The organism is Bosea vaviloviae (assembly GCF_001741865.1).
GTDB classification, from domain to species: Bacteria; Pseudomonadota; Alphaproteobacteria; order Rhizobiales; family Beijerinckiaceae; genus Allobosea; species Allobosea vaviloviae.
In genome coordinates, this window is sequence record NZ_CP017147.1 from 4,626,413 (window position 1) to 4,647,002 (window position 20,590).

The following is a 20,590-nucleotide window of genomic DNA, read 5'->3' on the forward strand; positions in this document are numbered from 1 at the left end:
ACCGGCACAGCTCGTGGCCTGGGAGCTACGATCGCACGCCAGTTGCCAAGCGTGCCCTCGCTCAGCTGGCGCTGGCAGACTGCGGCTTGATCCCAGCTTCGATCCACTCACGCGTCTGTTCCAGGACCTCATCCGAAAGCGCGGGATCGTCGATCGCCCGGGCGAGGATCACTGCCCCCACCATCGCCGCAAAGCTTCCGATTGCCGCGCGACGCCTGTCGGCTGCATCCAACTCCGGGAGCGCCTTGCCGATACGGTCGATTTGCGATCGAAGGCCGTCAGTCATGGCCGAGCGTGCCGCCGGGGTCTGATGGCGGACGGCCGCGGCAAGGCTCGCCGTCGGGCAGCCCCCCGCGCAGTTGTCGCGATGACGCGGCGCGAGATAATCGCCCACATAAGCGCGAAAATCGCCGCCTTCCCCTGCACCGACGGCGAGAGCATGGGCAAGAGTCTGCGCGATCAGGTCGTCCTTCGAACTGAAATGGCCATAGAAGCCGCCATGGGTGAGCCCGGCGGCCTTCATCACCTCCGCCACGCTGACCGCGTCGAACCCCTTGTCGCGAAACAGCCGGCTGGCAACCTCCAGAATCCGGCGACGGTTCTCCGCCATCTGCTCTCGACTGACCTTCATTTCAAAATTCTCCGCCGGCTCCGTTGACATTTACATGATGGTCATCATATTTAACATCAATCATGATAACCATCATGAATATAGGTTCACGAAGAGAAAAGAGCAATCCTATGACCGCGATCCCCTCAGTCCTCGTCACCGGCGCCTCCACCGGCATCGGAGCCGCCTATGCCGAGCGCTTCGCGCGCCGCGGGCACGACCTTGTGCTGGTTGCCCGTGACATCGCGCGAATGGAGGCCCTGGCGGCCCGTCTGCGTCAGGAAAATGGCGTGGCGATTGACATCATTCAGGCCGATCTTACGCAGCCTGCCGAGCTTGCAACGGTAGAAACGAGGCTGCGCGACGATGTCCGCATCGGGATTCTCGTCAACAATGCCGGAACGGCCATCGGCGGAAGCTTCATCGAGCAGAGCACCGATGACGCCGCGCGGCTGGTTGCGCTCAACACGACCGCACTTCTGCGGCTTGCCAGCGCCATCGCCCCGCGCCTTGCGAAGGCCGGCGAAGGAGCGATCGTCAACATCGGCTCCGTGGTCGGCCTGGCGCCGGAATTCGGCATGACGGTCTACGGCGCAACCAAAGCCTTCGTACTCTTTCTGTCGCAGGGCCTCAGTCTCGAGCTCGCGCCGAAGGGTGTCTACGTCCAGGCCGTGCTTCCCGCCACGACGCGAACCGAGATCTGGGGCCATGTCGGCGCCGACATCAACACGCTCTCCAACGTGATGGAGGTGAACGATCTGGTCGATGCGGCGCTGGTCGGCTTCGACCGCCGCGAACCGGTGACCATCCCGCCGCTTCCCGACGCCGGGCAGTGGGACGCGTTTCAGGCCGCGCGCCAGGCCATGCTTCCGAACTATCGGAACGAACACCCCGCCGAGCGATACCGCACGCTCGCCTGAGCACCAACGAAGTCATTTCGATAAACGACCCCGCCGCTGCGGGACAAACCAAGGTGACCTATGACCAGCAAAACGCTGTTCGAGCCCTATACTCTCGGCTCGCTGACCCTCTCCAACCGTATCGTCATGGCCCCCCTGACGCGCAATCGCGCTGGCCCGGGCTTCGTTCCGGGCGATCTCACTGCTGAGTATTACGGCCAGCGAGCGTCGGCCGGCCTGCTGATTTCCGAGGCCACGCAGATTTCGCAGCAGGGACAGGGCTACCAGGACACGCCCGGCATCTACTCCCAGGCTCAGATCGAAGGCTGGCGCAAGATCACGACCGCGGTGCACGCCAAGGGCGGGCGGATTTTCCTGCAGCTCTGGCATGTCGGCCGCGTCTCGCACGTCGATCTCCAGGAAAACGGGGCGGCTCCGGTTGCACCGTCTGCGATCCGGGCCAAAACCAAAACGTTCGTCAACAATGGCTTCTTTGACGTTTCGGAACCCCGCGCGCTTGAACTCGACGAGCTTCCGGGCATCGTCAACGCCTTCCGGCAGGCCGCCGCGAACGCCATCGCGGCAGGCTTCGATGGCGTCGAGATTCATGGCGCCAATGGCTATCTGCTCGACCAGTTTGCCAAGGACAGCGCCAATGTCCGCACCGATGCTTATGGCGGATCGATCGAGAACCGCGCCCGCCTGATGCTGGAAGTTGCGGGTGCTGTGGTCGAGGAAATCGGCGCCGAGCGCACCGGTATCCGGATTTCGCCGGTTTCACCGGCCAACGGCGTCGCGGCTACGGATCCCCAGGCACAGTTCGACTATATCGTCGAGCAACTCGACGCCTTGGGCATCGTCTACATCCATGTCGTCGAGGGCGCCACGGGCGGGCCGCGCGACGTCGCGCCGTTCGATTTCGGATCGCTCCGCCGGCGCTTCAGGAACACCTATATCGCCAATAACGGCTATGATTTCGACCTCGCGACATCGCGGTTGGCCGAGGACAAGGCCGACCTATTCGCCTTCGGCCGACCCTTCATCGCCAATCCCGACCTTGTGGAGCGGCTGGAAACCCGAGCACCGCTGGCGCAGGTCAATCCTGCCACGATCTATGGTGGGGGCGCCGCGGGCTATACCGACTATCCCGCCATCGCAGCCGCAAGCCGCTCCTGACCCATCGAGGGCGCGCTGGAGCGTGCCCTCGACCTCGGCAAGCTCCCTGGCCGGACCACGCAGAGAATCCTGGAGACGACCGGAATGCGCATTTTAAAACAAACAGGTGTTCTCGCGTTCGCCCTGGCTGCTGCGCTCATGGGCTCTGCCGCTTGGGCGGAGAATGCCTCGCCTATCGGCTTGTGGAAGAACGTCGACGATACCAGCGGCAAGCCGAGGGCCCTGATCCGCATCACGGAAGCGAATGGTGCGCTCCAGGGCAAGATCGAGAAAGTCTTCCTCGCCCCTAACGAAAGCCCAACCTGTACGAAGTGCGAGGGCGCCTTGAAGAATGCGCCCGTCATCGGCCTGGTGATCCTGTCCGGCCTGAAGAAGGACGGCGCCGAATTTACCGGCGGCCAAATCCTCGATCCAGATAATGGCAAGACCTATAGCAGCAAGATCTACCTGACCGATGGCGGCAAGACGCTAAACGTGCGCGGCTATATCGGTGTATCATTGCTGGGTCGTTCGCAGATTTGGCAACGCCAGGAATAGGCATCCGATATCGACGGGAAAACTGCTCGATCCAGAGAAAAACCCGTAGAAAGAAAAATATCATGAGAGCCTTCATTGTCGATCGATACAAGAAGAAGAGCGCGCTGCGACTTGGCGAGATGCCGGAGCCGGCGTTGCGGGATGACGATGTCCTGGTCGAGATCCACGCAGCAGGGCTCAATCTTCTGGATTCGAAAGTTCGCGATGGCGAATTCAAGCTCATCCTGCCCTATCGCCCGCCCTTCATCCTGGGACACGACCTGGCCGGAATCGTTATTCGGATCGGGCCCAAGGTCCGGCATTTCAAGCCGGGCGACGAGGTCTATGCCCGGCCGCGCGATGGCCGGGTCGGAACATTCGCGCAATTCATTGCCATAAACGAAGCCGACCTGGCGCTGAAGCCCAAGAACCTCACCATGGAGGAAGCGGCGTCCATCCCTCTGGTGGGGCTGACGGCCTGGCAGGTGCTGGTCGAACGAGCCGATCTGCGAAAAGGGCAGAAGGTCCTCATCCATGCGGGCTCAGGCGGCGTGGGCACCTTCGCCATCCAACTGGCGAAGCATCTCGGCGCGACGGTCGCGACAACGACGAGCACGGCGAATGCCGAGCTGGTCAGAGGCCTCGGCGCCGATGTCGTCATCGATTACAAAAACGAAGACTTCGAGAAGGTCCTCTCCGGCTACGACGTGGTGTTGAACAGCCTGGACGGCGACACGCTTCAAAAATCCCTGAAGGTGCTGAAGCCCGGCGGCAAGCTGATCTCGATCTCCGGTCCGCCGGACCCCGATTTCGCCGGGGAACAAGGGCTGAACTGGGTGCTGAAGCAGGTCATGCGGTTTCTGAGCTTCGGCATCCGCAGGAAAGCCAAGGCGCGGAGGATCAACTATTCGTTCCTGTTTATGCGGGCGAGCGGCGAGCAACTGCGCCAGATCACATCGCTGATCGAAGCCGGGATCATTCGCCCCGTCATGGATCGGGCTTTCCCGTTCGAAGCGACCAACGAAGCCTTGGCCTACATCGAAACGGGACGGTCGAAGGGCAAGGTCGTCGTCCGGCTGAAGTGAAGATTGCGTCGTCTTTGCCTGGAAGCAGGGGGCGGCAGCGATGGCGTGCGTCTGTCGCGTTCATCCAAGGAAACCATCGTGAACATGTCCCATCCATCACAAACCAACTCCGTGAAGTGGAATGACGCGCCGACCAGGAGCATTGATGTTGCTGGGACGACGTTCGTCTACCGGCAGCTCGGGCCCGTGGCCGGTGTCCCGGTGGTCCTACTGAACCATTGGGGCGCGGTGCTGGATAACTTCGATCCCCGCATTGTCGACGGCCTTGCCGCGAGCAGGCCCGTGATCGCCGTCAACTATCGTGGCGTCGGCGCCTCGGGCGGCAAGGCGCCGTTCACGGTGGCGGAGATGGCCAAGGACGCAATTGCCTTCATCCGCGCGCTGGGCTTCGAGGAGGTCGATCTGATCGGCTTCTCGCTTGGCGGTTTCGTGGCGCAGGACATCATCCTGAAAGAGCCCGATCTCATCCGGAAGGTCATTCTAGCGGGCACCGGACCTGCGGGGGGCGAAGGCATCGAAAAGGTCGGGTCTGTATCCTGGCCGCTCATCATCAAGGGGCTGTTGACGTTCCGGGACCCGAAATTCTACCTCTTCTTCACCTCGACCGCGAATGGCCGCCGCGCCGCAAAAGCCTTTCTGAGCCGGCTCCAGGAACGCAAGGTAGCTCGCGACAAGCCGATTGCGATGACGGCGTTCCTGAGGCAACTCAAGGCGATCCATGCTTGGGGCAGGCAAGCGCGACAGGATCTTGGCACGATCCGGAAGCCTGTCCTGGTCGCGAATGGCGACAAGGACAAGATGGTGCCCAGCAGCAACTCGCTCGACCTGGCACGCCGCCTGCCGAATGCGGAACTCGTTCTCTATGAGGATGCCGGACACGGAGGCATCTTCCAGTATCACGAGGCGTTCGTGAGCAAGGCTTTCGAGTTCCTCGCGCGCTGATGCCTCCAGGCTAGGGCACGGTCCCGGGACAGCTGGCTCGAGCGCCGTCATGCTCTGGTGTAACGGCGCATTGATGCGCCGTCTTTCGGCGCCGCGAATAACCGCATCTGCGCGAGCAAGGATATTTCGTCTGGCTTTTCCCGGGGAAGCCGGGCAGATGATTTCCGGAGGAAGCGTCCTGGATATCCGGAGCCGTGACAGAAAAGGCCCATAGCGGTTCGGTCGCCGCGCTCGGCGCGATCGTCGCGGGAGCGCTGATCCTGCAGGTGGCCGGCACGATCGTGAACACGGTCGTGCCTTTGCGTATGGCGATAGCGGACCAGCCGCCGCTCCTGATCGGTCTGGTCGGCTCGGCCTATTCGATCGGCTTTCTCGTCGGCTGCTTTGCGATTCCCTCGCTCGTGCGCCGCATCGGCCATATTCGCGGCTTCGCCGTCTTCGCGGCGCTTCAGGCCGCCTCGACCTTGAGCTTTCCGATGATCCCCGAGGCCTTGTGGGGCGTGTCGCGGCTCGTCATGGGCCTGTCGGCGGCCGGTCACGGCATCTGCATCGAGAGCTGGATCAGCGGCCAGGCCAAGGGCAGCAATCGCGGCCGCATCTTCGGCATCTACCAGATCCTCAACCGCCTTGCCCTGATCGGCTCCCAGATCGGCGTCGGCTATGTCGCGATCCAGGCGCATGACGTCTTTCTCTACGCCAGCATGGCGTTCTCGTTCGCGTTGATCCCCGTGGCGCTCACCCGGGCGCGCGGCCCCGAATCGAGCGAGGTCGTCTCGGTCAGGCTGAAGACCTTGTGGCGGCACGCGCCGGCGGCCGTCGTCGGCTGCCTCTATGTCGGCCTGATCGGTGGTCCCCTCACCAATGTCGCGCCGGCCTACGGCATCCTGATCGGCCTCGACCAGCGAGCGACGATCCTGCTGACCGCCGCAATCCAGATCGGCGCGCTCCTGCTGCAATGGCCGATGAGCCTGCTCGCCGACCGCATCGCCAGCCGCGTCATCATGCTGACGGCCGCGAGCGCGGTCACCCTGGCTGCAACCCTGCTCGGGGTGCTGCTATATCTCGGTTCGACGCATGACCGACTCTGGCTTTTCGGCCTGTTCATGCTGATCGGCGGCTGCAGCATCCCGCTCTACACGGTCGCCGTCACCCATGCCTATTTTCGCCTGGGGCAGGAGCAGGCTGTCGGGCTTTCGGCCCGGCTGCTCTTTCTCTGGGGCGTGGGCTCGGCCATCGGACCGCTCGCGGCGACGCTGTTCATGCAGCTTCTCGGCCCGCAGGGTTTGCTCGCCTATCTCGTCGTGCTGTCGATCGCAACGGCCGCCTATCTCGCCCTGCGCATGTCGCGTAACCCTTCGCCGGTCATCCCCGAAAGCGAGCGCGGCCGCACGCCGCCGACCATGCCCGACATCGAAATGGGCAAGCGCTAGCGCATTTCCGCGTTTCTCCGAATCGCGAAACTGCCCTAACTCCTTGTTTTATCGAATTTCCTTCACGCGAACCGGTGTCCACTTCGCTCGAAAATGCCCTAGCGGCGTTCGCATTGACGTTGAAACGCCCCGGTCATCCCGGGCGCAGCCCTCGGGTCCGGCCTTCGGCCGACCCCAGGGCAGCTCCGCATAGACCTGGGATCCATTCCTGAGCACTGATCGGCAAGGCACCGGAATGGATCCCGGATCAGCGCCGCTGACGCGGCTTGTCCGGGATGACTCGCTTCCTGATTTCACGGGGCGCAGCTTGTTCCAGCGCAGCTTCCCGCTCCTCCCGGGCAATGCCCGGACCGGCGAGAGAGACGCTGGAACGCCCCCCTCTCCCGCCGGTCCGTGGCCTCATTCAGCGTAGGATTGCGTCGCCCAGGCCGCCCGCAGCCTCGGCCCGACCTTGACGCCGAACGGCCCGAACCATTTGTCGAACAGCACCTCGGCCTCACCGGATTTGAACATCTTGCCCATGGCGTGATTGACGATCCACAGGATCGTCGGATTGAGCTTGGGCACCATGAAGCCTTGCGGCGCATAGCCGTATTCCTCGCCGACGATAGTCAAGGCGTCAGGGTTCTTCGACTGCCGGATCAGGCTGTAGAACGCCCCGTTGTCACTGAAATAGGCGTCCGCGCGCCGGGTCTCGACCGAGATCAGCGCAGCGGCATGATCGTCGACGTTCTGGACGCGGATATTGAGCTTCTTATCGGCGACCAGCTTCTTGAGGTCCGGCTCGCTGCTGCCGCCGGTGGCGACGGCCACGACCTTGCCGTTCAGATCCTCGTATTTGGTGATGCCCGAGGCCTTGAGAACCAGAAGCTGGCTCGTCGAGACATAGGAGACGGAGGAGAAATCGACCTGCTTGTTGCGGCCGAAGGTATTGACCGTGCCGCCGCATTCGAGATCGACCGTGCCGTTGGCAACCAACGCCTGACGGTTCTGGATGTTGACCGGCACGTATTTGATCTGGATCTCCGGCAGCTTCAGCTCGGCCTTGATCTCCTCGATGATGCGCTGGCAGAACTCGACCGCGTAGCCGGCCGGCTTCTTGTCATTGTCGAGATAACCGTAAGGGTAGAGCGTCTCGCGGATGCCCATGGTGATCGTCTTGGTGTCGCGCAGCTTCTTGACGATCGCATCGACCTCCTGCGCCTGGGCGGAGGCCGCCATGCCGAGCGCCAACAGCGCGCTTGTGACGGTGACAAGGTTCAGTCGCATGGTCTTCTCCCGTTTGCCGTAGTCGTTCAGCTCGTCGCCCCGCCCTTCCGGACGCGAGGCCATCAAAATCCAAGGCGCGCCCGTTCTTGCAGCTCCTCGCGCGTCATCTGCGCGAAGTCGAGAGACGGCAGCAGGTCGTTGTCATCAGCAAAATCACGGCCATAGGCGCCCGAAAGCACGGTCAACCCAGCCTCGTGCAGCACCGCCGGACGGTCGACGAGCCGGCCAAGCAGAACCGTCGGCAACAGGCCGAAGGGTGCGTCCTCCAGCACATAGCGGCTCTCCAGCATCGTCGGGCCGAAGCCGCCGCGCCCCTGGCCATGCAGATTGGCGTTCATCTCCGCGATGCTGGCGACCGGCAATTGATAGGAGAAGGCATAGTGCTCCTTGATCGTTCGCACCGAAAGCCCGAAGGCTTCGGCGATCGCCAGCCGCTCGGCGTCGAGCGCCTCCATCACGCGGCCGACAGCCGGGGTGACGTTCTCGGCCTGGCCCCAGCTCTCGCCGCGCTCCATCCGCGTCAGGTTGAACAGCGCAATCGCAAGATGGTTCTGCGGGTTGAGATTGCTGAGCGCGATCGCCAAGAGTCCGTCGCGCTTGACGAAACGCTCGCCAAACAGGGTCGTGCAGAGCGCATGACCTTCATCGAGTCCCGCTTCGGGCACGGTCGCGATATCGATCTTGGAGCGCAGCGAATTGACGCCGACCACGGTCGGGCTGGTCTTGCGGCCGGTCGTCAGCGTCGTGCCCCAGGCGATGATCGGCGCGCGAACGCCGCGAGCGGCGAGCAGCTTCGAGAGATAGAGCGCGCCGAACGAGGCGTGCGAACTGATGATGACCGGCTGCCCCTCGCGCAAATGCGCGGCCGTGGCTTCCAGCGCCATCTTATGGGCATTACCCGGCATCACCAGCATCACCACGTCGGACTCGGTCACCGCCTCCTTGGCGCTGGATGCGATCCGGGGCTGAAAGCTCGTCTCGATCGCCGTCGTCGCCTGCAGCGGAGCGCCCGCCGCCAGTTCGCGGGTGCTCTGGCCTGACGGCGACCACAGCATCGGGTCGTGACCACCGACGAAGAGCTGGGCGGCAGCGCCATAGGCCGCACCGCCGGCGCCGAGAATGCTTACGCGCATGGGAAAGATGCCTTTGCTCGATCCTGAGGGGAAGAACGGTCGCAATGAACGCGCGCGGCCGTGAATGCTTCGGGCAGTGCGGGCATCTCCGCGAGCAGAGACGATCCGTTATAGCGGAAACGAGTCAAGCTGCCCTGCCTTGCCCGATTTTGCCATAGAGCAGCACCATCAGGCCGCGAGCCGGCCGGTGCGAGGCATTGCTGATGGAATGGGGAACGTCGACGGGATAGCGCGCCGTCTCGCCGGCCTTGACCGGATAGGTCGATGCGCCGCTCGTGATCAGGAACTGCCCCGACAGCGCCGTGAAGTGCTCGCAGGCGCCCGCCGCATGTGGCGCACTGTCTAGCCTGCCGCCGCCGGCGATCTCGACATCGTACCATTCGGTCGTGCCCGCCAGGCTTGGAGGGCTGAGGATGCGCAGCCGGCAGGAGCCGTCGGCGCTGCGGATCTCCGGCGTGTGCTCGGACGGGACGATCTCGATCGTGGTATCGCTCGGCACCGCCTGCCCGCCTTGCAGCAGCGCCGCGAAATCGATCTTCAGCCCCTGCGTCAGGCTCCATAGCACGGCGAAGGTCGGGTTGGCCTGTCCGCGCTCGATCTGCGACAGCATCGACTTCGACACGCCCGAGAGGCCCGAGAGCTGCTGCAGCGTCAGCCCGCGCGCCTTGCGCTGGCGCTGGATGATCGGTCCGATCTGCGGGGCGCTGAGCTCGGTCATGGCGATGCTCTAATGCGTCAGGACCTTGGTCAGGAACTGCTTGGCGCGCTCCGTCGCCGGGTCGGTGAAGAACTGCGCCTTGGGCGTGTCCTCGAGGATCTCGCCGCCATCCATGAACAGCACACGGTCGGCCACGCGCTGGGCAAAACCCATCTCATGCGTCACCACCATCATGGTCATGCCGTCCAGCGCCAGCGCCTGCATCACCTCCAGCACCTCGTTGATCATCTCGGGGTCGAGCGCCGAGGTCGGTTCGTCAAACAGCATCGCCTTGGGGTTCATCGCCAGAGCGCGCGCAATCGAGACGCGCTGCTGCTGGCCGCCCGAGAGCTGGCTCGGGCGGCTCGTCAGCTTGCTGCCGAGCCCGACCCGGGCCAGGAGCTTCTCCGAGCGGGCGTCGGCCTCGGCCCGCGAGCGCTTGAGCACATGGATCTGCGCCAGGCTGACATTCTCGAGCGCGGTCATATGCGGGTAGAGCTCGAAATTCTGGAACACCATGCCGATCCGCGCACGCAGCATCGGCAGATCGGTCTTCTTGTCCGAGACCGAGACGCCATCGACCGTGATCGAGCCCTGCTCGAACGGCACGAGACCGTTGACGCATTTGATCAGCGTGCTCTTGCCGGAGCCCGACGGACCGCAGACCACCACGACCTCGCCGAGCTTCACCGAAGCCGAGCAGCCGCGCAGGATCTTCTGCTTGCCATAGGATTTGTGCACGTCCTCGAGAACGATCATCCCGCGCGGCCTTTCCGGTAGAATTCCAGCGCCTTGGTCGATGACAGGCAGATGATCAGGTAGACCACGGCGACGAGCGTATACATTTCCGTCGGCCGCCCATCGCGTGCGGCCACGATGCTTGCCGTCGTCAGGAAGTCGTGCAGCGCCACGACATAGACGAGCGAGGTGTCCTGAAAGACGATGATGATCTGGTTCAGCACCAGCGGCGTCATCGCCTTCAGCGCCTGCGGCATGACGATGTGGCGCATCACCTGCGAGCGCCGCAGGCCCGTGGCGAGCCCGGCCTCGGTCTGGCCCTGGCGGACATTGTTGATGCCGGCGCGGATGATCTCGCAGTAGAACGCCGCCTCGAACATCACGAAGGCGATCAGCGCCGAGGCGAGCGAGCCGATCGGCCGGCCGATCGCCAGCGGCACCAGGAAGTAAAACCAGAACAGCACCAGGACGAGCGGCAGCGAGCGCATCACCGTGACGTAAGCCGCGGCCGGCCCTGCAATCAGCCGGTTCGACGACAATCGCATCAAGGCAAGGCCAAAGCCGATGACCAATCCGCCGATGGTCGCGACCACGACCAGCAAGGCGCTGAGCGCCATGCCCTCGGCCAGGAAGCTCCATGATCTTGCGATGACGCCCCAGTCGAAATCGCTCATGAGCCTGCCTTGCGCAGGGCCGCGCCGCCGACCCTGTCGTCGATCAGGCGCATCAGGCCCGTGACGCAGAGCCCGATCAGGAGATAGCCGATGGTGGCCACGGTGAAGGCTTCCAGGCCCTGGAAGGTGTAGTTCTCGATATGGCGGCTCTGCGCCGTCAGCTCGAGCACGCCGATCGTCAGGCTCAGCGACGACAATTTGACCGTGACCAGGAACTCCGAGGTCAGTGGCCCGACGATGGCGCGCAGGCCCAGCGGCACCACGACCAGCCGGAACGCCTGCATTGGACGCAAGCCCGTCGCCAGCGCGGCCGGCATCAGATGATTACCGACGGCCTCGATGCCCGCACGGACCTGCTCGGCGACGCGTGAGCCCGCAAACAGCCCGATCGCGACCACGGCAGTGACGAATTCAGGATGGGGCAGATCCCGCTTGATCCAGAGTCCGATGGTCTCCGGCACGATCTCGGGCAGGACGAAATACCACAGGAAGAGCTGGACCAGCGGCGGGATGTTGCGGAAGACGTCGATATAGATGCCGGCGATCACCCGAAGAATGCCGCTCGGCAAACTGCGGACCACGCCGACGACGAGGCCGACCGAGAGCGCCAGAGCCCAGCTGACGAGGCTGATCGCAACGGTCCATTGCAAGCCGCTCCAGAGCCACTCCGTATAGGGCTCCTGCAGCAGGATGGACCAGTTCCAGCGATAGTTCATGCCATCGCAGCGGCGTGGCGTGGAATCCCGGGCCGGTCTCGGATGTCCATCAAGGTCTCCGCAATTCCGCTATAGTGGAATAGTTCGATTGCGGAGAGACTTTGTCAACAGGCTTCGCGGTTTCAGCCGCACCTGCCGGCGCGACCATGCAGGCGGGCGCCAATCCTGATGCGGCATCGGGCTTATCGCACCCGCTGCTCCGTCATCTTCGGCAGGAACCAGGCCAGCAGGCCGATCGCCGGCAGGAACGCGCAGATCCGGTAGACGGTCTCGATGCCGACCCAGTCGGCGAGCTCCCCCAGCATGGCGGCGGCAACGCCGCCGAGACCGAAGGACAGCCCATAGAACAGGCCGCCGATCAATCCGACGCGGCCGGGCAGAAGCTCCATCGCGTAGATCAGGATCGCCGCGAAAGCGCTCGACATGATCAGGTTGATCACCACCGTCAGCACGCCGGTCCAGAACAGGTTGGCGAAAGGCAGCATCAGCGTGAAGGGCAGCGCCCCCAGGATCGAGAACCAGATGATCTTGTTGCGGCCGATCTTGTCGCCCAGGATGCCGCCGCCGACCGCCCCGGCCGCCGAGGCCACCAGGAAGAGGAACAGCATCACCTGGGAGGTCTGCACGGAAATGCCGAACTTCCCGATCAGATAGAAGGTGTAGAACGAGCTGAAGCTCTGCGAATAGGCGTTCTTGGAAAACAGCAGGATGACCAGGATCGTGATCGGCAGGACGACGCTCGCGATGCGACGGGTCGGCGGCCCGGCCACCGACGCCAGCTTGACCGCAACCGGAGCGGCCGCCTGCTGGCTCCGCAGCTGAGCATGGCGCCTGGCGGTCCAGGTCATCAGGATCATCGCGAGGAGTGCCGCGGCCGAGAACCAGGCGAGGCTGGTCTGGCCGCGCGGCACGATCACGAACGCCGCCAGCAGCGGCCCGAGTGCGCCTCCCGTCTGCCCGCCGAGCTGGAAGATGCCCTGCGCCAGCCCGTGCTGCCCGCCGGACGCGCTGCGCGCCATCCGCGTCGCCTCGGGATGAAAGATCGAAGAGCCGATGCCGACGCAGGCAGCCGCCAGCAAGAGCAGCGGATAGTTGCCGGCATAGGCTAGCCCGATCAGCCCGGCGAGCGTGAAGCCCATGCCGACGACCATCGAATAGGGCATCGGGTGCTTGTCGGTATAGGATCCGACGAGCGGCTGCAGCAGCGACGCCGCGATCTGAAAGGTCAGGGTGATCAACCCGATCTGCCCGAAATCCAGCGCATAGGCGCTCTTGATGATCGGGTAGATCGCAGGGATCAGCGACTGCATCATATCGTTGAGCAGATGGGTCGTGCTGAGCGCGATCAGCACGGGCATGGCGGCGCGCTGGGAGACGCCGACCGGACTATTGAGATTCATCGCCGTGTTCTCATGTCGTTGTCGGGGCGTTTTGTCGCAACGGCCCGGACGTGTTCGTCATGGTGGATGTCACGACATGAAACAAGCCGGCAAAATCACGGCGCCGACCTGCGCGCAGCGCGCGGCGCCAAGTGGGTCACGGGAGCGCCCGCGAAGGGAACGGAACGCTTGACGGCGGTCGGTCCAGGATCACGCCCGGCGCGGCGACACGCGCTTCACTGCGACCCGGCGCGCCGCCGCCAGCGCCGATCGCGCCCAGATGACGAGCTCGTCTGGCTCATCCAGCAATCGCTCAGGCGCACGCCAGAAGGAGAGGTCAATGACCTGCCCCTGCTTCTCATAGCTCAGCGGCGGAAAGGCTTCGGCTTCCTTGAACTCCGCCCGGTTGTGATCGTCGACCCGGAAATAGAGCGTGTCCTCCGCCACCACCGCGAACATCACCTGGTCGCAGAACAGGCCGGTCTTGCCGAACATGCGCCGCAGCGTGACGCGGCCGAGCGGCGCAAGCTGCTCGCGCAGGAATTCGGCAAAGCCTTGGCTGGCGACCATCGTCAGTCCTTAAATCCCGGCCCGGTGAGGTCCATTCAAGGAGACCCGTCAGGGGCGCAAGGCCGTAGCGTTCCTTCATCATGCCATCATTGGAAGGGGGGCGCTGCCAACGAAGAGAGTGCTGGCCCCCTGAGCCCCATCCATGAGAGGCCGACTTGAAAGAAATCCAGCGAGATCAAAGGCCCGCAATCGCTCGCCATCACCCGCGCCGTCATTCCGGACAAGCCGCGCTAGCGGCGCCGATCCGGAATCCATCGGAGGGCTCCGGAGTTCTACGATGGATTCCGGATCTCCGCTTCGCTGCGTCCGGAATGACGGAGCGGAGGCGTTCAAGACAGAGCCTTGAAATCACTCGTTGATGTCCGCGGGGCTCTCAGCCCGAAACAAAGCGCGGCGGCCGCTTCTCGACGAAGGCGGCCTTGCCCTCGATGGCGTCGTCGGAGAGGCCGAGCGGCACGGTGATCTCCTCCTCCAGCAGAAGCCCGGCCTGATAGCCGTTGCGCAGCCCGGCAGAGACGCTGCGCCTGGAGGCCGCGACAGCCTTGGGCGACTGGCTGGCGATCAGCCCCGCGACCGCGAGCGCCCGGGCTTCGAGCTCATCATCCCCGACGAGTTCCTCGACCAGCCCGATCCGGTAGGCCTCCTCCGCCCCGATCGTCTGCCCCGTCAGCATCAGGCGCAGCGCCTGGCCACGCCCGATCAGCATCGGCAGACGCTGCGTCCCCGTCGCGGTCGCCATCGCCCCGAGCTTGACCTCGGGAACGCCGAAGCTCGCGCTGCGGCCGGCGATGCGAAAATCGCAGGCCAGCGCCAGGACCATGCCGCCACCCAGCGTATGCCCGTTGCAGGCGGCGATCACCGGCACCGGGCCGCGCTCGATGGTCTCGTTCAGCTTCGTCTCCACCAGCCGCGCCTCTTCTATCCAGGCGGCCGTGGCCTCGAATTCGCGGATATTGGAGCCGACGGAGAAGGCCTGCCCGCTGCCGATCAATACGACGCAGCGGGCGCCGTGATCACGCTGCACGCTCTCGAGAAAGGCGGTCAACGCCTGCCGCGCCGCGATGGTGAACACGCCGAGCGGCTTGGCGATGATGCGGATCAGCACGACGCCGGGCGCGGCCAGCACCGCCTCGAAAACGTCGTTCTTCAGGAGGCTGTCAGTCATCGTTCGCCCCTCACGCAGCCTGCAGGCCGGCACGGATCGCCGGGGCCGGCTTGCGCGCCAGGCTGAGGCCGATCGGCTCCGGCCGGAACAATCGCGCATCCATCAGCTTGAGATCGCTCGCCACCTGCAGCGGCGTGCCCGCCCGGGCGAGGATGTCCCGTTCGAGATCGACGCCCGGCGCGACCTCCACCACGGTCAAGCCCTCGCGGCGCAGCTTGAGAACGCAGCGCTCGGTGACATAGGTGATGTCCTGCCCCCGTTCGACGGCGTTGCGGCCGCTGAAGGTGACATGGCCGACCTCCGGCACAAATTTGGAAATCTTGCCGTCCTGCCGGATGCGCAAACCGCCATCCTCGGCCGCCACCTGCAAGCCGCCGGCGGTGAAATAGCCGCTGAAGACGATCTTGCGCGCCCGCGTCGTAATGTCGACGAAGCCGCCGCAACCGGCGGTGAGATAGGGCCGCGACGGCAATCGCGACACGTTCACGCTGCCGAAGGCGTCAACCTCGAGGAAGGAGAGCAGCGAGCAGTCGAAGCCGCCGCCCTGAAAATAGGTGAATTGCTGCGGGGTCGGGAAGATCGCCTGCGCATTGGCGGCACAGCCGAAGGCGAAGCCGGTCAAGGGAATACCGCCGACGGCGCCCTGCTCGATCACCCAGGTCACCGCCTCGGCCTGGCCCTCCTCGATCAGGATCTGCGGCACCAGCGCCGAGATCCCGAAGCCGAGATTGACCGCCCCGTCATCCATCAGCTCCATCGCGGCGCGGCGCGCGATCACCTTGTCGACGCTGAAGGGCTCAGGCTTGAAGCTGCTGATCGGGCGGCGGACTTCGCCGCTGATCGCGGGATCGTAGAGGATCTCGGTTGCCTGGACCTGGTCGGGATCGACGACGACGTAATCGACCAATGTCGACGGGATATGGACCTTGTGGGCGGGAATCGTCCCTGCAGCCGTCGTTCGCTTCACCTGGCAGATGACGATCCCGCCCGAATTGCGGGCGGCGAGCGCGAGGTCGACCATGCCGAGCACCGCCCCCTCCTGCTCCATCGAGATGTTGCCGCGCTCATCGGCCGTCGTCCCGCGAATGATCGCGACCTGTGGGAAATGATTGGGGAAATGCAGCCAGGTTTCGCCGGCGAACTCGACGACCTGCACCACCTCGCCGCGTCGCGCCGCAGCTGCGTTCATCTTGCCGCCATCGAGGCGCGGATCGACGAAGGTGTCGAGGCCGACCTTGGTCAGCACGCCCGGGCGCTTAGCCGCCGCGTCGCGGGCCATGTCGTACATCACGCCCGACGGCAAATTATAGGCCGCGACCTCGTCGCGCTCGATCATCTCCCAGATCGCCGGCGACGGCAGCGAGGACGGCCCGCTCGGAAAGGAGCCGGCGAGGATGGTGTCGAGCAGGCCCTTGCGCGCGAGATGGTCGATGCCCTTGACGCCATACATGTCGCCGGCCGCGATCGGCGAGAACACCGTCAAATTCCGCGGATGCCCCTCCCCGGCGAAGCGTTCGCCGACCGCCTTCAGCATGTGGTCGGGGCAGTTGAGTCCGGCCGACGAGCCGATCGCCAGCACCGCCCCGTCGGGAATGAACCGCGCCGCCTCGGCCGCGGAAATGATCTTGTTCATCATGGCGTTCTCATCGGGTCGGAGCCGGGCATGTCCACGCCTCGCCGGGCGGGTTGCTGTCCTGCGCGGGCGATGATGGGCGCGCGAAGCCAGGGCGGCATCAGACCGTCCCCGCCGCCAAAGGCGCGGCGCTTCACTTTGAGCCTCATCGTTCCACTCCCAGGGGCGCAGCTTAAAAACTGACTTGATCGTTCTAGTAGATCGATTTACTAACGGGCTCAACAAGGCCGTGCAACTGAAAAAATCAAGCGGAAAACGCTGGAATGGATCGACGACAGCTCGGAAACGCCCTGGTCACGGGCGCGGGCCGCGGCATCGGCCGCGCCATCGCGCTCGCCTTGGCGGATGCCGGATTCAACATCATCGCCAATGACTTGGCCCAATCCGATGACCTGCCCGCCACCATCGCAGCAATCGAGGTGCGCGGCGGCCGGGCCGTGGCGCTGGCCGGCGACATCAGCGACCTCTCCAGCCAGCAAGCCCTGGTCGATGAGGCCTGGGCCGCCTTCGGCGGTTTGCACTGCCTCGTCAACAATGCTGGCATCTCCGTCGCCAGGCGCGACGACATCCTGAAGGTCACGCCCGAGAGCTATGACCGCTTGATGACGGTCAATCTGCGGGGCCCGTTCTTCCTGACGCAAGCCGTGGCGCGGAAGATGGTGCAAGCCCCATCCGAGCATTTCCGCAGCATCGTCACGATCTCCTCGATCAATGTCGAGTTCGCCTCGGCCGACCGGGCCGAGTACTGCATGTCCAAGACGGGGCTCGCGATGATGTCCCAGCTCTTCGCGGCGCGCCTGGCGGGAGACGGCATCAATGCCTACGAGATCCGCCCTGGAATCATCCGCACCGACATGACTGCCGTGGCGAAGGAGCGCTATGACGCGCTCTTCGCAACTGGCCTCACCCCGCTCGCCCGCTGGGGCGAGCCCGAGGATATCGGCAAGGCGGCCGCGATGCTGGCCTGCGGCTCCCTGCCCTATTCGACCGGCGAGGTCGTGCGGGTCGATGGCGGCCTCGCGGTTCGCAGGCTGTGACGATCATGAGCGGCAGAGAGCTTCCCGCGGGCGAATACTGGTTCGAGGACCTTGAGGAGGGCGATCGCTACCAGACCGGCTTCCTGGTCGTGACCGAGGCCCATATCGTCTCCTTCGCCGGCCTCTCCGGCGATTTCTTCGACATCCACATGGATGACGACTTTGCCCGCTCGCAGGGCTTTCCGGCCCGGGTCGCCCATGGCCTGCTCGGCCTGGCGCTGACGGACGGGCTGAAAAACCGGGCCTCGGTGCGCATCATGGCGGTCGCCTCGCTCGGCTGGAACTGGCGCTTCAAGGGTCCGATCTTCGCGGGCGATCGCATCGGCGCGCAGATCCGCGTCGCCGGCAAGCGCCTGTCCAGCAAGGGGCAAGGCATCGTCACACTCGCTTTCGAAGTGGTGAAACGCGATGGCGAGATCGCCCAGGAGGGCGACACCACGCTCCTCACCCGCCTGCGCCCTCAAGCCCCGGAACGGACGCCCGCATGATCACGCTCGCTCTTCCCCGCGCAGACCGCTCGCTGGAACGCTTCGCCCTGCCCGATCCCGTCCGCTGGAACACCGCCCGTCCCGGCGAAACGCTGGCGCGCGCGGTCCTGTCGGCCGCACATGTCGTTGCCGATCCGCTGGCCGATATCGCGCCGATGCGCGAGATCGCGATCGATTTCGATGCGACCCAGCGCTTCCGTGAGCATCTCTGGGATCTCGGCCTCGGCGTCGCCGAGGCGATGGACACCGCCCAGCGCGGTATGGGGCTGGATTGGCCTTCCGCGAAAATCCTGATCCGCAACACGCTCGCCAGCGCCCGCCAGCGGCCCGGTGCGGTGGTCTTCTCAGGCGTCGGGACCGAACAGCTCGCGCCCGAGGACGCGACGATCGAGAGCGTCATCGCCGCCTATCTCGAGCAGTTGTCCTATGTCCAGGGCCTCGGCGGGCGTGTCATCCTGATGGCGAGCCGCGCGCTGGCGCGGGCGGCGCGATCCCCCGCCGATTATGCCCGCGTCTATGCCCGCGTCCTCTCAGAGGCCGACCAGCCGGTGATCCTGCACTGGCTCGGCGAGATGTTCGATCCGGCGCTTGCCGGCTATTGGGGCGGCCGCGATATCGACGCCGCGATGGATTCCTGCCTCGGCATGATCGCCGACAATGCCGGCAGGATCGCCGGCATCAAGATCTCGCTCCTCGACAAGGAACTCGAGATCGCGATGCGCCGCCGCCTTCCCGAGGGCGTCGCGATGTATACCGGCGACGATTTCAACTATCCCGAACTGATCGCCGGCGACATCAAGGGCTTCAGCCACGCCTTGCTCGGCATCTTCTATCCGATCGCACCAATCGCGTCGGCCGCCCTCAAGGCCTTGACGCAAGACGGCGCCGCGCCCTTCCGGACGATCCTCGACCCAACCGTGGAACTCTCGCGCGAATTGTTCCAGGCCCCGACGCAGTACTACAAGACCGGCGTCGTCCTGCTCGCCTATCTCGGCGGCCATCAGGAGCATTTCACCATGCTCGGCGCCCAGCAGGGCGCCCGCTCGGTGCTGCATCTCGCTCGCGTCTTCCGTCACGCCGCCGGCATCGGCCTGTTTCAAGATCCCGACCAGGCGGCGCAGCGGATGCGGCATGTCCTCGCCCTCCACGGCATCGCCTGAGCCCGCAGCTTGACGGGCCGGCCCTCCGCGATCAGATCATCCATCCAGAGGCAGAAACAGACGAATCCGTGGCAGATTTCGAGCATCGCAAGGCGCAATCGCAAGTGAACCCGCGGCCCACTCTGGTGGATATCGCGAATGCGACCGGCGTCTCGAAGGCCACCGTCTCGCTCGTGCTGCGCAACAGCCCGACCATCCCCAAGCGCACGCATGAGCGCGTGCTCGAGGCGGCGAAAAACCTCGGCTATGTCTATAACCGCGGCGCCGCGGGCCTGCGCTCGACGGAGTCCCGCCTGATCGCCATGGCGGTCAACGATCTGATCAACCCTTATTTCGCCGAGATCGTCGCGGCGATGGAAGACGCGCTGACGGAGCAGAACCGCATCGTCTTGATGTCGAACACCGCCGAATCCGTCGCGCGCCAGAGCGCTTTCGTCTCGGCCGTGCGCGAATATAATGTGGCCGGCCTGCTCGTCGTGCCCGCCATGGGCACCGACGCCGCCTTCGTCGATCTGCTCCGGTCCTGGCGGCTGCCTTGCGTGATGGTCTCGCGCTCGGTTCCGGGGGCGGAGGTCGATCTCGTCCAGGCCAATCACCGCGTCGGCATGATCGAGGCCACAAGGCATCTGATCGAGCTCGGCCATCGCCGGATCGGCATGATCGGCCTCAACGAGAACATCTCGACCGGCCGCGAGCGGTTCGAGGGCTATCGGCAGGCCCTGTTCAATGCCGGGATTGCGCTCGAACCGCGCCTCGTGCTGTCGGGCCCGGCGACGCGCGACACCGGCATGGCCCATGTGCTCGCCTTGCTCGATCTGCCCGAGCCGCCCACGGCGGTCGTCTGCTTCAACGATGTCGTCGCCTTCGGCGCCATGCTCGGCCTGCGCTCGCGCGAGCTGACGCCGGGGCAGGATTTCTCCGTCATCGGCTTCGACGACATTGCCGAGGCGACGCTGTGGCGTCCCGCGCTCACCACCGTCGCGGTGGCGCGACAGACTGTGGGCCGGACCGCCGCCCAGTTGCTGCTGCGCCGGATCGAGGCTTTTGATGCGCCGGTCGAAACCGTCCTGCTGCCCACCGAATTGGTGATCCGGGACACGACCGGCGCGCCGCCCGCTCGGCATCCGCGCAGGAGGGGGCTGGTTTAGCGCGCCTTCTGGCCCAGAACCCATGAACACGGCGCTAATCCAGTTCGTCATGCTCGCCCTTGTGGCGAGCATCCACGTCTTGAACACCGCACTCGCCCAAAGAAGACGTGGATGGCCGGGACAAG

General features: G+C 64.9%; 21 protein-coding genes. 10 read left to right on the forward strand and 11 right to left on the reverse strand.

Going from position 1 to position 20,590, the window contains the following annotated elements; all coding sequences use genetic code 11:
• Positions 1-61: 61 nt before the first annotated feature.
• A complete protein-coding gene (locus BHK69_RS21220) occupies positions 62-631 on the reverse strand; it encodes a TetR/AcrR family transcriptional regulator (RefSeq protein WP_069691834.1) in 570 nt (189 codons plus the stop codon).
• Between the two features lie 110 nt (positions 632-741).
• On the opposite strand from BHK69_RS21220, the gene BHK69_RS21225 reads away from it, so the two are divergent.
• From BHK69_RS21225 to BHK69_RS21250, 6 genes are all read left to right on the forward strand, one after another.
• Positions 742-1,530, forward strand: a complete 789-nt coding sequence (locus tag BHK69_RS21225) for an SDR family NAD(P)-dependent oxidoreductase (protein WP_069691835.1) — start codon at positions 742-744, stop codon at positions 1,528-1,530.
• A gap of 60 nt (positions 1,531-1,590) precedes the next feature.
• A complete protein-coding gene (locus tag BHK69_RS21230; RefSeq protein WP_069691836.1) occupies positions 1,591-2,685 on the forward strand; it encodes an alkene reductase in 1,095 nt (364 codons plus the stop codon).
• An 84-nt stretch (positions 2,686-2,769) separates the two neighbouring features.
• A complete protein-coding gene (locus BHK69_RS21235) occupies positions 2,770-3,222 on the forward strand; it encodes a DUF2147 domain-containing protein (protein WP_069691837.1) in 453 nt (150 codons plus the stop codon).
• Between the two features lie 62 nt (positions 3,223-3,284).
• Positions 3,285-4,286, forward strand: a complete 1,002-nt coding sequence (locus BHK69_RS21240) for an NADP-dependent oxidoreductase (protein WP_069691838.1) — start codon at positions 3,285-3,287, stop codon at positions 4,284-4,286.
• Positions 4,287-4,370: 84 nt separating this feature from the next.
• A complete protein-coding gene (locus BHK69_RS21245; protein WP_069691839.1) occupies positions 4,371-5,228 on the forward strand; it encodes an alpha/beta fold hydrolase in 858 nt (285 codons plus the stop codon).
• A gap of 194 nt (positions 5,229-5,422) precedes the next feature.
• Entirely contained in the window at positions 5,423-6,658 is a 1,236-nt protein-coding gene (locus tag BHK69_RS21250; protein WP_069691840.1) for an MFS transporter, read from the forward strand.
• Between the two features lie 399 nt (positions 6,659-7,057).
• On the opposite strand, the gene BHK69_RS21255 is transcribed toward BHK69_RS21250, so the two are convergent.
• The 10 genes from BHK69_RS21255 to BHK69_RS21300 all read right to left on the reverse strand — a co-directional run bounded on the left by BHK69_RS21255 (position 7,058) and on the right by BHK69_RS21300 (position 16,632).
• Complete coding sequence (locus BHK69_RS21255; RefSeq protein ID WP_158516254.1) at positions 7,058-7,927, reverse strand: amino acid ABC transporter substrate-binding protein; 870 nt, start codon at positions 7,925-7,927, stop codon at positions 7,058-7,060.
• Positions 7,928-7,989: 62 nt separating this feature from the next.
• The gene (locus BHK69_RS21260) at positions 7,990-9,060 is read right to left on the reverse strand and encodes an NAD/NADP octopine/nopaline dehydrogenase family protein (protein ID WP_069691842.1); all 1,071 of its coding nucleotides are present in this window, start codon (positions 9,058-9,060) and stop codon (positions 7,990-7,992) included.
• Positions 9,061-9,184: 124 nt separating this feature from the next.
• Positions 9,185-9,778, reverse strand: coding sequence for a helix-turn-helix domain-containing protein (locus BHK69_RS21265; protein WP_069691843.1), 594 nt, complete (start codon positions 9,776-9,778; stop codon positions 9,185-9,187).
• 9 nt (positions 9,779-9,787) lie between these two features.
• Positions 9,788-10,516, reverse strand: coding sequence for an amino acid ABC transporter ATP-binding protein (locus BHK69_RS21270; protein WP_069691844.1), 729 nt, complete (start codon positions 10,514-10,516; stop codon positions 9,788-9,790).
• A complete protein-coding gene (locus BHK69_RS21275; protein WP_069691845.1) occupies positions 10,513-11,169 on the reverse strand; it encodes an amino acid ABC transporter permease in 657 nt (218 codons plus the stop codon). The genes BHK69_RS21270 and BHK69_RS21275 overlap by 4 nt, the downstream gene beginning before the upstream one ends.
• Positions 11,166-11,885, reverse strand: coding sequence for an amino acid ABC transporter permease (locus tag BHK69_RS21280; protein WP_069691846.1), 720 nt, complete (start codon positions 11,883-11,885; stop codon positions 11,166-11,168). Before BHK69_RS21280 ends, BHK69_RS21275 begins: the two co-directional genes overlap by 4 nt.
• Positions 11,886-12,067: 182 nt before the next feature.
• Complete coding sequence (locus BHK69_RS21285; protein ID WP_069691847.1) at positions 12,068-13,285, reverse strand: MFS transporter; 1,218 nt, start codon at positions 13,283-13,285, stop codon at positions 12,068-12,070.
• A gap of 189 nt (positions 13,286-13,474) precedes the next feature.
• Positions 13,475-13,834, reverse strand: a complete 360-nt coding sequence (locus tag BHK69_RS21290; RefSeq protein ID WP_069691848.1) for a TfoX/Sxy family protein — start codon at positions 13,832-13,834, stop codon at positions 13,475-13,477.
• Between the two features lie 373 nt (positions 13,835-14,207).
• Positions 14,208-14,999 (reverse strand): enoyl-CoA hydratase/isomerase family protein, encoded by a 792-nt coding sequence (locus BHK69_RS21295; RefSeq protein WP_069691849.1) that lies wholly within the window; start codon positions 14,997-14,999, stop codon positions 14,208-14,210.
• A gap of 10 nt (positions 15,000-15,009) precedes the next feature.
• A complete protein-coding gene (locus BHK69_RS21300) occupies positions 15,010-16,632 on the reverse strand; it encodes an acyl CoA:acetate/3-ketoacid CoA transferase (RefSeq protein WP_069693852.1) in 1,623 nt (540 codons plus the stop codon).
• A 263-nt stretch (positions 16,633-16,895) separates the two neighbouring features.
• Between BHK69_RS21300 and BHK69_RS21305 the strand changes: the two genes are divergently transcribed.
• The 4 genes from BHK69_RS21305 to BHK69_RS21320 all read left to right on the forward strand — a co-directional run bounded on the left by BHK69_RS21305 (position 16,896) and on the right by BHK69_RS21320 (position 20,465).
• On the forward strand, positions 16,896-17,669 hold the full coding sequence (locus BHK69_RS21305) for a 3-ketoacyl-ACP reductase (protein WP_069691850.1): 774 nt from the start codon (positions 16,896-16,898) through the stop codon (positions 17,667-17,669).
• Positions 17,670-17,674: 5 nt separating this feature from the next.
• Positions 17,675-18,157, forward strand: coding sequence for a MaoC family dehydratase (locus tag BHK69_RS21310; protein WP_069693853.1), 483 nt, complete (start codon positions 17,675-17,677; stop codon positions 18,155-18,157).
• A complete protein-coding gene (locus tag BHK69_RS21315) occupies positions 18,154-19,317 on the forward strand; it encodes a dihydrodipicolinate synthase family protein (RefSeq protein ID WP_069691851.1) in 1,164 nt (387 codons plus the stop codon). Before BHK69_RS21310 ends, BHK69_RS21315 begins: the two co-directional genes overlap by 4 nt.
• A gap of 68 nt (positions 19,318-19,385) precedes the next feature.
• A complete protein-coding gene (locus BHK69_RS21320; RefSeq protein WP_083269596.1) occupies positions 19,386-20,465 on the forward strand; it encodes a LacI family DNA-binding transcriptional regulator in 1,080 nt (359 codons plus the stop codon).
• The last annotated feature ends 125 nt before the right edge of the window (positions 20,466-20,590 follow it).